The organism is Limnohabitans sp. TEGF002 (assembly GCF_055395845.1).
In genome coordinates this window covers 3161697-3173178 of sequence record NZ_AP029224.1, presented here as the reverse complement: position 1 = coordinate 3173178, position 11482 = coordinate 3161697, and the positions used below count along the sequence as shown (strand labels likewise).

General features: G+C 59.7%; 12 protein-coding genes. All 12 read left to right on the top strand.

Annotated elements, in window-relative coordinates; all coding sequences use genetic code 11:
- Window positions 1-141: 141 nt before the first annotated feature.
- A complete protein-coding gene (gene rpmH, locus ACZ5SR_RS15875; RefSeq protein WP_005798102.1) occupies window positions 142-276 on the top strand; it encodes a 50S ribosomal protein L34 in 135 nt (44 codons plus the stop codon).
- Window positions 277-343: 67 nt separating this feature from the next.
- Window positions 344-781: a ribonuclease P protein component gene (locus tag ACZ5SR_RS15870; protein WP_464449569.1), complete on the top strand. Its 438-nt coding sequence runs from the start codon at window positions 344-346 to the stop codon at window positions 779-781.
- Window positions 781-1053 (top strand): membrane protein insertion efficiency factor YidD, encoded by a 273-nt coding sequence (gene yidD, locus ACZ5SR_RS15865; RefSeq protein ID WP_464451073.1) that lies wholly within the window; start codon window positions 781-783, stop codon window positions 1051-1053. The genes ACZ5SR_RS15870 and yidD overlap by 1 nt, the downstream gene beginning before the upstream one ends.
- Window positions 1050-2738, top strand: a complete 1689-nt coding sequence (gene yidC, locus ACZ5SR_RS15860) for a membrane protein insertase YidC (protein ID WP_464449568.1) — start codon at window positions 1050-1052, stop codon at window positions 2736-2738. Before yidD ends, yidC begins: the two co-directional genes overlap by 4 nt.
- 68 nt (window positions 2739-2806) lie before the next feature.
- Window positions 2807-4219, top strand: a complete 1413-nt coding sequence (gene mnmE, locus ACZ5SR_RS15855) for a tRNA uridine-5-carboxymethylaminomethyl(34) synthesis GTPase MnmE (protein WP_464449567.1) — start codon at window positions 2807-2809, stop codon at window positions 4217-4219.
- A 109-nt stretch (window positions 4220-4328) separates the two neighbouring features.
- Window positions 4329-5306, top strand: coding sequence for a fatty acid desaturase family protein (locus tag ACZ5SR_RS15850; protein ID WP_464449566.1), 978 nt, complete (start codon window positions 4329-4331; stop codon window positions 5304-5306).
- Between the two features lie 23 nt (window positions 5307-5329).
- Window positions 5330-6112, top strand: coding sequence for an SDR family NAD(P)-dependent oxidoreductase (locus tag ACZ5SR_RS15845; protein WP_464449565.1), 783 nt, complete (start codon window positions 5330-5332; stop codon window positions 6110-6112).
- Between the two features lie 34 nt (window positions 6113-6146).
- Window positions 6147-7676, top strand: coding sequence for an AMP-binding protein (locus ACZ5SR_RS15840; protein WP_464449564.1), 1530 nt, complete (start codon window positions 6147-6149; stop codon window positions 7674-7676).
- A gap of 165 nt (window positions 7677-7841) precedes the next feature.
- The gene (locus ACZ5SR_RS15835) at window positions 7842-8618 is read left to right on the top strand and encodes an ABC transporter ATP-binding protein (RefSeq protein ID WP_464449563.1); all 777 of its coding nucleotides are present in this window, start codon (window positions 7842-7844) and stop codon (window positions 8616-8618) included.
- Window positions 8611-9321, top strand: coding sequence for an ABC transporter ATP-binding protein (locus ACZ5SR_RS15830; RefSeq protein WP_464449562.1), 711 nt, complete (start codon window positions 8611-8613; stop codon window positions 9319-9321). The genes ACZ5SR_RS15835 and ACZ5SR_RS15830 overlap by 8 nt, the downstream gene beginning before the upstream one ends.
- A 25-nt stretch (window positions 9322-9346) precedes the next feature.
- A complete protein-coding gene (locus tag ACZ5SR_RS15825; RefSeq protein WP_464449561.1) occupies window positions 9347-10561 on the top strand; it encodes an ABC transporter substrate-binding protein in 1215 nt (404 codons plus the stop codon).
- A gap of 36 nt (window positions 10562-10597) precedes the next feature.
- The gene (locus ACZ5SR_RS15820; RefSeq protein ID WP_464449560.1) at window positions 10598-11482 is read left to right on the top strand and encodes a branched-chain amino acid ABC transporter permease; all 885 of its coding nucleotides are present in this window, start codon (window positions 10598-10600) and stop codon (window positions 11480-11482) included.

The window sequence follows — 11482 nt, the reverse complement described above, 5'->3', positions numbered from 1 at the left end:
ATAAACCACATCGGCGATGGACGGCGTCGGTAAACACCCGATGTACTGAAAACGGGTTTATTTGCCGAGCGCCCGAAAGTTTGCGATAATCTTGGGTTTCGCCCAACGCTGATTCATGGCATTGGGCACAAAGGAAGAGTTATGAAACGCACCTACCAACCATCCAAGACACGTCGCGCCCGTACCCACGGCTTTCTGGTTCGCATGAAGACCCGTGGTGGCCGCGCCGTGATCAATGCACGCCGCGCCAAAGGCCGCAAGCGTCTGGCTGTCTAATGCCTTTTCAACCGTCTGGCTGTGGCCTGACGCCACTGCAGGCGGTTGATTCCAGGGTTTGGCCATCGTGCAGCGTTTGAAAACACGCCCACAATTTCAGGCCGCCCTGGCGGGTGGAACGGTCTCGCGCACAGCGCATTTTGCGCTGCACCGCCTGACATTGACCAGCCCCTCAGACACCCCCTTGGCTCCAGCCGAACAGGTCGGGCCTGCACCTTCACAGGAGCAGGCCCTTTTTGGCTTGTTCGACGTTTGGCTGGGCGCCATGGTGCCCAAACGCTGGGCGCGTCGCGCCGTCACGCGCAATGCCATCAAACGCCAGATCTACAACGTGAGCGAACGTTTTGTCGATCGCTTGCCTGTGGCCGCCCATGTGGTGCGCCTGCGCACGGCTTTCGATCGCCAACAATTCATCAGCGCCACCTCCGAGCCCCTGAAGCTTGCAGTGCGGCAAGAGCTGGAACAATTGTTTGAACGCGCCGCACGTCCCGAGGTGCGCACATGATCATTCAGCGCTTGTTGATGGGTGTGGTGCGCGGCTACCGCTTGCTGCTGAGCCCATGGCTGGGATCATCGTGCCGCTTTGAGCCCACTTGTTCGGCCTATGCCTTGCAAGCCTTGGAGCGGCATGGCGCAGCTAAAGGCAGTTACCTGACCGTTCACCGCTTGGTGCGTTGCGGCCCCTGGTGCAAGGGTGGCCACGACCCGATTCCCACACAAGCCTTGCGCTTGTTCTCTGATTTGTTATCTCCTACTTCGTCAAAGAAGACCCCATGAACGATATCCGTCGCACCATCCTTTGGGTGATTTTTGGTTTTTCCATGGTCCTGCTGTGGGACCAATGGCAGCTGTACAACGGCAACAAGGCCACTTTCTTCCCCAAGCCTGAAGTGGCCAGCGCTGCTAAAGCTCCCGCGCCCGCAGCATCTGCCAGCGCCAACGGCGTGCCTGCAGCGTCAGCTGCAGTGACAGCAACGCCAGGCCAAGTGCCCAGCTCTGCGCCCGCAGCATCGGTCACACCCCGCGAGAAAATCGAAGTGGCAACCGATGTGCTCAAACTCAGCTTTGACACCGAGGGCGGCTCCTTGGTGCGCACAGAGTTCACCCGGCACGCTGACTTTGTGGACACCACCAAACCATTTGTCTTGCTCGACCAAAGCAGCAGCCGCGTTTACATGGCACAAACAGGTTTGATCGGCGGTGACTTTCCGACGCACAAATCGCCCATGAAGTTCAGCGGCGAACGCAGCTTGAAAGATGGCCAAAATGAATTGACCTTGCGCTTCGAATCCGATGTGCAAAACGGCGTCAAATTGGTCAAAACCTACACCCTGCAACGCGGCAGCTACACCATTGGCGTCAAGCACGAAGTGGTCAACGCTGGCACCACCAACGTGTCGCCTCAGCTGTATTTGCAACTGGTGCGCGACGGCAACAAGCCCACAGGCGAGTCGTCGTTCTACTCCACCTTCACTGGCCCCGCCATTTACACCGAGGCCAAGAAGTACCAAAAGGTCGAGTTCAGCGACATCGAAAAGAACAAGGCTGAAATCGACAAGACATCGCCCAACGGCTATGTGGCCATGGTGCAGCACTACTTTGCATCCGCCTGGCTGCTGGCCGACGGTATCCAGCGCGAGAACTTTGTGCGCAAGGTCGACACCAACCTCTACGCCGTGGGCATGATCACGCCTCTGGCAGATCTGGCACCTGGCCAGTCGAAGTCGGTGAGCACCCAGCTGTTCAGCGGTCCTCAAGAAGAAAAAGTCCTCGAAGCCCTGGCCCCCGGCCTGGATTTGGTGAAGGACTACGGCTGGTTGGCCATGTTGTCTAAGCCTTTGTACTGGTTGCTCGACAAACTGTTCAGCTTCATTCAGAACTGGGGCTGGTCCATCGTGGCACTGGTGCTGCTGCTCAAAATCGCTTTCTACTGGCTCAATGCCAAGGCGTATTCGAGCATGGCCAAGATGAAAGCCATCAACCCCAAAATCATGGAAATGCGCGAGCGCCTGAAAAACGATCCGCAAAAAATGCAGCAAGAGATGATGCGCATTTACCGCGAAGAGAAAGTCAACCCGATGGGTGGCTGCTTCCCGATCATGATTCAGATTCCCGTGTTCATTGCGCTGTACTGGGTGCTCTTGTCCAGCGTCGAGATGCGCAACGCGCCTTGGGTTCTCTGGATCCATGACCTGTCGGCACCCGATCCGTATTTCATCCTGCCTTTGGTCATGACCTTGACCACCTTGCTGCAGACCGCGCTCAACCCCGCGCCACCCGATCCGATGCAAGCCAAGTTGATGTGGTTCATGCCGCTGATCTTCTCGGTCATGTTCTTCTTTTTCCCAGCGGGCCTGGTGCTGTACTGGATCACGAACAACATCTTGTCGATCGCGCAGCAGTGGATGATCAACACCCGCATGGGCGTGCCACCGCAATTCAACTTGCCCAAGTTCAAGTAAAACAACCCCACCCAAAGGGCCGCGCAAGCGGCCTTTTTTGCTTCACCCCGCCTCCATCCGACAACGCCATGCTCTCCCGCCACCAAGAACCCATCGTCGCCATCGCCACCGCACCCGGTCGCGGGGCGGTGGGCATTGTGCGGGTGTCGGGCCGCCAGCTGTCGTCGCTGATTCAGGCGCTGTGCGGGCGGCCACTCAAACCACGTGAGGCCACCTACCTGCCTTTTGCAGATGCCGATGGCAGCCCGATTGACCACGGCCTGGCACTGCACTTTGTGGCCCCGCACTCCTTCACCGGTGAAGACGTGCTGGAGCTTCAAGCGCACGGCGGGCCGGTAGTGCTGCAGCTGTTGGTAGCGCGTTGCCTGCAAGCGGCGGCCGAAACCGACCCGGCCACGGGTCAGCCGCGTTTGGCGGGTTTGCGTGTGGCGCAACCGGGTGAGTTTTCTGAACGTGCTTTCTTGAACGACAAAATCGATTTGGCGCAAGCCGAAGCGATTGCCGACCTGATCGACGCCAGCACAGAGGCGGCGGCACGCAGCGCCAGCCGGTCTTTGGCGGGCGATTTTTCCAAAGAGATTCACGGGCTGCGCGATGCGCTGATCCACCTGCGGATGCTGGTCGAGGCCACGCTGGACTTTCCGGAAGAAGAGATCGACTTCTTGCAAAAGGCAGATGCCCAAGGCCAACTGAACCGCCTGCAAGCGGCCTTGCAAACCGTGTTGGGCAAAGCCAAACAAGGCGCGCTGCTGCGCGAAGGCATCAAGGTGGTGATTGCGGGCCAGCCCAATGCGGGCAAGAGTTCGCTGCTCAACGCACTGGCGGGAGCCGAGCTGGCGATCGTCACGCCGATTGCGGGCACCACGCGTGATGTGGTGCAGCAAACCATTCAGATTGAAGGCGTGCCGCTGCATGTGATCGACACCGCCGGACTGCGCGAAGGCGAAGGTGTGGACGAGGTCGAGCAAATCGGCATTGCCCGCGCTTGGGGCCAGATCGAAGCGGCCGATGCCGTGCTGTTTTTGCACGACCTGACGCGTGCAGGCCAAGCCGATTACGACAACGCCGACGCCGACATTGCCAGCGCACTGCAAAGCCGATTGCCCGCCAGCGTGGCGGTGATCGATGTGTGGAACAAAGCCGATGCCGCGCAGGCATCAGGTGAGCGCAGCGGCCTGACCCTGTCGGCCCGCACGGGCGAAGGCTTGCAGGCGCTGCGCCAGCAACTGCTGCAACAAGCGGGGTGGCAACAAGCCAGCGAGGGCCTGTTCATCGCCCGCGAACGCCATGTGCAAGCACTGCACCGGGTGCGTGATCACCTGGAGGTGGCCGACGCCCATTTGGCCGCGCAAGCGCAAAACCTGGACCTGCTGGCCGAAGAGTTGCGCCTGGGGCAAAACGCCCTGAACGAGATCACGGGCGAGTTCAGCGCCGACGATTTGCTGGGCGTGATTTTTTCGAGCTTTTGCATCGGCAAGTGAGCGGGCAGCGCGGCCAAACCGCTCAGGGAAAGCCCCCGAAAGGTCACGCCCGTGACTATTTTTAGGCGTCAACAGGCACAAGATGGCTTATTTTCCCACTGCCATTGCCATGACCGCCGACACCCAGCCCAGCCTCAGCCCCGAGCAAGACGCTTTTTTACGCGAACGCTCTGACTGGATGGGTGCGTACCTGGTGCTGCACGCTTGGGGCGTGATTGCGCTGGCAATGGCGTTTTTTGTGATGTGGCCCAACCCCTTGAGTTTCATCGTCGCCGTGGTCGTGATTGGCGGCAGGCAGTTGGGGCTGGCGATTTTGATGCACGATGCGGCGCACCGAGCCCTGTTCAAAAACACGCGACTCAATGACATGCTGGGCGCGTTTTTATGCGGCTGGCCCGTGGGCGCAAGCCTCACGCTGTACCGCCCCTACCACCTGAGCCACCACCGCCATACACAGCAAGCCGAAGACCCCGACCTGATTTTGTCGGCCCCATTTCCCATCTCCAAACAAAGCTTCTGGCGCAAGATGCGGCGTGACATTTTGGGCATCACCGGTTATCAGCGGCGCCTGGAATTTTTCCGCATGGAAATGGGGAACGACCCCAGCCCTTTGCAGCGCTGGAAAAATTTGTTCCAAGCCGAAAAATACTTCTTGCTCAGCAACCTGGCGATCTTGGCCATCACGGCTGCCGCTGGCGTGTGGTGGGCTTACTTTGCCTTGTGGTTGTTGCCTTTGCTGACGTGGTACCAAGTGATTAGCCGCGTTCGCAACATCGCCGAGCACGCGGTGGTGGGCGACAACAACGACCGCCTGCGCAACACCCGCACCACGCTCGCGAATTGGGGCATGCGCATGGTGTTAGCGCCGTACTGGGTGAACTACCACTTGGAACACCACCTGTTTGTGTTCACGCCGTGCTGGAAGCTGCCCGCTGCGCACCGCATGCTGATCGTGCAAGGCTTTGGACCGCGCATGGAGTTGGCAGCGGGTTATGTGGCCGTGCTGCGCCAAGCGTTGTCCAACCCGAACAAGGACCCCGATCACGGCCAGCCAGGCGATCAACGCAAACGCGCTGCACTCATCTGACCGCTTCAAAACAAGGACTGAACATGGCACACCGACTCAACCAACAAGTGGCCATCGTGACGGGGGCCAGCCGTGGCATCGGTCGTGCGATTGCCGAGGCTTATGCGGCAGAAGGCGCTAGCCTGTGCCTGATCGCCACCGACACATCGCGCTTGCAGGAGGTCAAGGACAACTTGGGCTTGCCTGACGAGCGCATCATGACTTTGGGTCTGAACGTGACCGAGCGCGACGCCTGCATTGCGGCCGTGGCGCAAGTGGAAGAGCGCTTTGGGCGCGTCGACGTGCTGGTCAACAACGCGGGGGTGTACCGAGCCAAACCTTTCCTCGACTACGCACCGCAGGACTTTCAGGACATGCTCGATGTGAACCTGTTTGGCGTGCTGCACTTCATGCAGGCGTGCCTGCCGGGCATGCAGGCGCGGCGCCACGGGCGCATCGTCAACATCGCCTCCACGGCGGGCAAATGGGGCTCGCGCAACCAAAGCGCCTACAACGTGAGCAAGCACGCGGTGGTGGGCCTGACGCGCTGCGTGGCCCTGGAGGCCAGCCCGCACGCGGTCACCGTGAACGCCATTTGCCCCGGCTTTGTACAGACCGACATGGTGGAAACACTGAAAGCCCAAGTGGCTCAAAGTTCGGGCATGAGCGGCGACGACATGGTCAAGGCCGCACTGGCGCGGGTGCCGCTGGGGCGGGTGCTGAACCCAGACGAAATCGCGGCCCTGGCGGTCTACCTTGGCTCTCATGAATCACGCGGCATGACAGGCCAGTCGATTTTGCTCGATGGCGGCATGGTCCTGGTCTAGTGGACTGATCGCATCACCTACCTGCCCCATTCACATGAACATCGCTCTCTGGTTGGCGCGCACCGCCGAACGTTACCCGCAACAAGCCGCCATCGCGCACGGCACCGATGTCTGGTGCGATTACGCTGAATTCGCACGCCGCGCTGCCCGCACGGCCAGTTGGCTACACGCACAAGGTGTTCGGCCCGGCGACCGCGTGGTGCTTTTTCTGTACAACACACCCGAGTATTTACCTCTGATATGGGGCATCTGGTGGGCGGGTGCGGTGGCGGTGCCAGTGAACGCCAAGCTGCACGAACGCGAAGCGGCGTGGATCGCTCAGCACAGCGAGGCGCGCATCGCTTTTTGCGACAGCGAACGGGAGCAGCCTTTCACACAAGCACTGCGCGAACTGGGTGTGGGTACAGCTGTCCAGGCCAACACCACTTTCATGCTGCAAGCCGAAGGGCCACAGCTGCCTTTGCAAGAACGAAGCGACGACGACCCGGTCTGGTTGTTCTACACCAGCGGCACCACCGGCAGACCCAAGGGTGTGGTGCTGTGTGCACGCCAACTGCGCGGCTGCACGATGGCGTATTTCGCCACGGTGCAATCGGTGGAACGTGGAGAGACCATGCTGCACCCCGCGCCGCTGTCGCACGGTGGCGGCATGTACCACTTGCCTTATGTGCTGAACGCCGGGCTGAACGTGGTGCCGCGCTCGGACGGCTTTGACCCGCATGAAGCCCTGGCACTGGCCGCGCACTGGCAGAGGGCTTCGTTTTTTGCAGCACCCACCATGGTGCGGCGGCTGGTGGATGCGGCGCGCACCCTGCCCGAGCGGCCGCAGGGTCTGGCCACCATCGTCTATGGCGGCGGCCCCATGTACCTGGCCGACATCGAAGAAGCCTTGCAGGTCATTGGCCCGCACTTTGCGCAAATTTATGGCCAAGGCGAATGCCCCATGACCATCAGCGTACTGCCCAAAAGCGATGTGCTGGACACCACCCACCCGCGTTACCGCGAACGCTTGGCTTCGGTCGGGCATGCGCAGGCCATGGTCGAGCTGAGGATTGGCGACGAAACTGGCGCCCCCTTGCCTGTGGGTGAAGTGGGCGAGATTTGCGTGCGCAGCGAACTGGTCATGGCGGGCTATTGGCGCGACCCGCAGGCCACCGCCAAAGCCATTCACGACGGTTGGTTGCAAACGGGCGATGTGGGGCGGCTGGATGCCGATGGCTTCCTGACCCTGCTCGACCGCTCCAAGGACATGGTGATCAGCGGCGGCACCAACATTTATCCCCGCGAAGTCGAAGAAGCCTTGCTCACGCACCCGCAAGTGGCCGAGGTCTCGGTGATTGGCCGACCCGACCCGGAGTGGGGCGAAGTGGTGGTGGCGTTTGTGGTGTGCCGTCAACCCTTGAGTGCCAACGAGTTGGACGCGCACTGCTTGGACCAAGTGGCGCGTTTCAAGCGGCCCAAGCATTACCACTTTGTCCAAGCTTTGCCTAAAAACAATTACGGCAAGGTGCTGAAAACCGAATTGCGCACCATCGATGCGCTGAACGTGCAAACCAAAACATGACATGCACGGTGAGGTGACAGGCGACACAAAGTTCATGCCCTGCGCGTGACAGACGCCTGCGTGACAAGACATCGGGATAACCATGACGCCAAACTGACTCAGCGGTCTCACAATGACCCACGTTGTCAAGTTCAACAGTCGCCGAAAGAAACCGAGCCCTTCCAGATGTCCAGCAACACCATACTTGAGACCCGAGAACTCATCAAAGAGTTCAAGGGCTTTGTCGCCGTCAATGGCGTGAACCTGAGCGTCCAGCGCGGTCAAATTCACGCCCTGATCGGCCCCAATGGCGCAGGCAAGACCACGGTCTTCAACCTGTTGACCAAGTTCCTGATCCCCACTCGGGGACAGATCCTTTTCAACGGCCACGACATCACGGGCGAGAAACCTTCACAGGTGGCGCGCCGGGGCATCGTGCGTTCGTTTCAGATTTCGGCCACTTTCCCCAACCTCACGGTGATGGAGAACGTGCGCATTGGTTTGCAACGCGCCACCGGCACATCGATGCACTTTTGGCGCTCCGAACGCAGCCTGAACCAGCTCAACGACAAGGCGATGGCTTTGCTCGACCAGGTTGACTTGGGCAACATGGCCGACCTGACGGCGGTGGAATTGCCTTACGGCCGCAAGCGTGCCCTGGAGATCGCCACCACGCTGGCGATGGACCCCGAGCTGATGCTGCTGGACGAGCCCACACAAGGCATGGGCCACGAAGACGTGGACCGCGTGACGCAGTTGATCAAAAAAGTCGGTGCCAACCGCACCATCTTGATGGTGGAACACAACATGAATGTCGTGTCCAAAATTGCTGACACCATCAGTGTCTTGCAACGTGGACAAGTGATTGCTGAAGGACCTTACGCCGTGGTGTCGCAAAACCCCCAAGTGCTCGAAGCCTACATGGGCACGACCGATAACCAACTGGAGGGGGCCCATGGCTGAGTCCAAAGAATTCCTGCGCATCAGCAACCTGCAGTCCTGGTACGGCGAGTCACACATCCTGCACGGGGTGGACATGACCGTGAACGAGGGCGAAGTGGTCACGCTGCTGGGACGCAACGGCGCCGGGCGCACCACCACCGTCAAATCCATTTTGGGTCTGGTGGGCCGCCGCACCGGCTCCATCACCATCAATGGCCAAGAAACAGTGAACTGGGCACCGCACCAGATCGCCAAACTCGGTTTGGGTTATTGCCCTGAAGAGCGCGGCATTTTCTCGGCCCTGACCTGCGAAGAAAACCTGATGCTGCCGCCCGTCATTGCCCCGAACGGCATGTCGGTCGAAGAAATATACGACATGTTCCCCAACCTGCTGGAGCGCCGCAACAGCCCCGGCACGCGCCTGTCAGGTGGCGAGCAACAAATGCTGGCGGTCGGCCGAATCCTGCGCACAGGCGCAAGGTTCTTGCTGCTCGACGAGATTTCCGAAGGCTTGGCCCCAGTGATCGTGCAAGCGCTGGCGCGCATGATCACATCCCTCAAGGCCAAGGGCTTCACGATCATCATGGTGGAGCAGAACTTCCGGTTTGCCGCGCCCTTGGCGGACCGGTTTTATGTGATGGAACATGGTCAGATGGTGGAAACCTTCAGCTCGCAAGAGCTGTCCTCCAAGATGGGCATGTTGAACGAGTACCTGGGCGTCTGATTTTTTTCTAACTGGAGACAACACGATGAAACGCAAACTTCTTTCCCTCGCCGCCATGGCCGCCTGCGCTTTTGCGGGCTCAGCCCAAGCACAGATCTCTGACGGCATCGTCAAAATTGGTGTGCTCAACGACATGTCGGGCTTGTACTCCGACATCACCGGCCCCGGCTCGGTGACAGCCGCCAAGATGGCTGTCGAGGACTACATCAAAGCCACCAAGAGCACACTCAAAGTCGAAATCGTCAGCGCTGACCACCAAAACAAACCCGACGTCGGCTCCAACGTGGCCCGCCAGTGGTACGACACCGACAAGGTCGACATGATCGCCGACGTGCCCACATCGTCTGTGGGCTTGGCGATTGCCAAAATTTCCAGTGACAAGGGCAAACTGCATGTCAACTCGGGCTCGGCCACCGCCGACCTGTCCGGCAAGGCCTGCAACGCCAACACCATCCACTGGGCATATGACACCTGGATGCTGGCCAACGGCACAGGCAAGGCCATTGTCAAAAGCGGCGGCAACACCTGGTTCTTCTTGACCGCTGACTACGCTTTCGGTCACGCCTTGGAGCGCGACACCGAAGCCGTGGTGACCAAGAACGGCGGCCGTGTGGTGGGCAAGGTGCGCACACCCTTCCCAACACAAGACTTCTCCTCTTTCTTGCTGCAAGCCCAAGCGTCCAAAGCCAAGATCATTGGCTTGGCCAACGCCGGTGGTGACACCACCAACTCCATCAAGCAAGCGGCCGAGTTCGGCATCACCAAGGGCGGCCAGAACCTGGCAGGCCTGCTGGTGTTCTTGCCCGACGTGCACTCGCTGGGTCTGAACATTGCACAAGGTCTGATGCTGACAGAAACCTTCTACTGGGACCTGAACGACAACACACGTGCATTCTCCAAGCGTTTTGCAGCTGCACAAGGCGGCAAGATGCCTTCGATGGTGCAAGCCGGTGTGTACTCCAGCGTGATCCACTACCTGAAAGCCGTGGACGCCGCCAAGACCGATGACGGCACCAAGGTCGCCGCCAAGATGAAGGAGTTGCCGACTGACGATCCGATTTTCGGCAAGGGCTCGGTCCGCCCCGACGGTCGCAAGATCCACCCGGCCTACCTGTTTGAGGTGAAGAAGCCTGCCGAGTCCAAGGGCCCATACGACTACTACAAGCTGGTCGCCACGATCCCAGCCAACGAGGCTTTCCGCCCCCTGGCCGAGAGCGAGTGCCCGCTGGTCAAGAAGTAATTTCAACCCTTTGTTCAAGCAAGTCGATACATCACCATGGAAATCTTTGGCATACCCTCGCAAGCCCTGTTCGGGCAATTGCTGATCGGGCTGATCAACGGCTCTTTTTACGCATTGCTCTCGCTGGGCCTGGCCGTGATTTTCGGCTTGCTGAACATCATCAACTTCACCCACGGCGCCCAGTACATGCTGGGCGCCTTTGTGGCTTACTTGGGCTTGACCAAGCTCGGCATCAATTACTGGGTTGCGCTCGTTGTGACCCCGTTGGTGGTGGGTGCCACCGGCATGCTCATTGAGCGTACCATGCTCAAACAGCTGTACAAGCTGGACCATCTGTATGGCCTGCTGCTCACCTTCGGTCTGGCCCTGATCATTCAAGGTTTGTTCCGACACGAGTTCGGCTCTTCGGGCATGCCTTATCCAGTGCCTGAAGTCTTCAAGGGTGCTTACAACACCGGTTTCATGTTCTTGCCCAAGTACCGTGCCTGGGTCATTGTGGCCTCGCTGGTGGTGTGCTTGACCACCTGGTACGTGATCGAGCGGACCAAGCTGGGCGCCTATTTGCGCGCCGCCACTGAAAACCCCAGCCTGGTGCAAGCATTCGGCATCAACGTGCCCCGCATGATCACCTTGACCTATGGCTTCGGCGTGGGCCTGGCCGCTTTTGCAGGTGTGATGGCCGCACCCATCTACCAGGTCAACCCGACCATGGGCGCCGACATCATCATTGTGGTGTTTGCGGTGGTTGTGATCGGCGGCATGGGCTCCATCATGGGCGCGATCCTCACCGGTTTTGGCTTGGGCCTGATCGAGGGCTTGACCAAAGTGTTCTACCCGGAAGCTTCCAGCACGGTGATTTTCATCATCATGACAATCGTTCTTTTGATCAAGCCTGCAGGCCTGTTCGGCACCCAGAAGTAA

Coding starts and splice junctions, on each gene's coding strand:
- yidC (WP_464449568.1), top strand. CDS start 1,050: ATGAACGATATCCGTCGCACCATCCTTTGGGTGATTTTTGGTTTTTCC.
- ACZ5SR_RS15825 (WP_464449561.1), top strand. CDS start 9,347: ATGAAACGCAAACTTCTTTCCCTCGCCGCCATGGCCGCCTGCGCTTTT.
- ACZ5SR_RS15835 (WP_464449563.1), top strand. CDS start 7,842: ATGTCCAGCAACACCATACTTGAGACCCGAGAACTCATCAAAGAGTTC.
- ACZ5SR_RS15845 (WP_464449565.1), top strand. CDS start 5,330: ATGGCACACCGACTCAACCAACAAGTGGCCATCGTGACGGGGGCCAGC.
- ACZ5SR_RS15840 (WP_464449564.1), top strand. CDS start 6,147: ATGAACATCGCTCTCTGGTTGGCGCGCACCGCCGAACGTTACCCGCAA.
- ACZ5SR_RS15850 (WP_464449566.1), top strand. CDS start 4,329: ATGACCGCCGACACCCAGCCCAGCCTCAGCCCCGAGCAAGACGCTTTT.
- ACZ5SR_RS15830 (WP_464449562.1), top strand. CDS start 8,611: ATGGCTGAGTCCAAAGAATTCCTGCGCATCAGCAACCTGCAGTCCTGG.
- mnmE (WP_464449567.1), top strand. CDS start 2,807: ATGCTCTCCCGCCACCAAGAACCCATCGTCGCCATCGCCACCGCACCC.
- ACZ5SR_RS15820 (WP_464449560.1), top strand. CDS start 10,598: ATGGAAATCTTTGGCATACCCTCGCAAGCCCTGTTCGGGCAATTGCTG.
- rpmH (WP_005798102.1), top strand. CDS start 142: ATGAAACGCACCTACCAACCATCCAAGACACGTCGCGCCCGTACCCAC.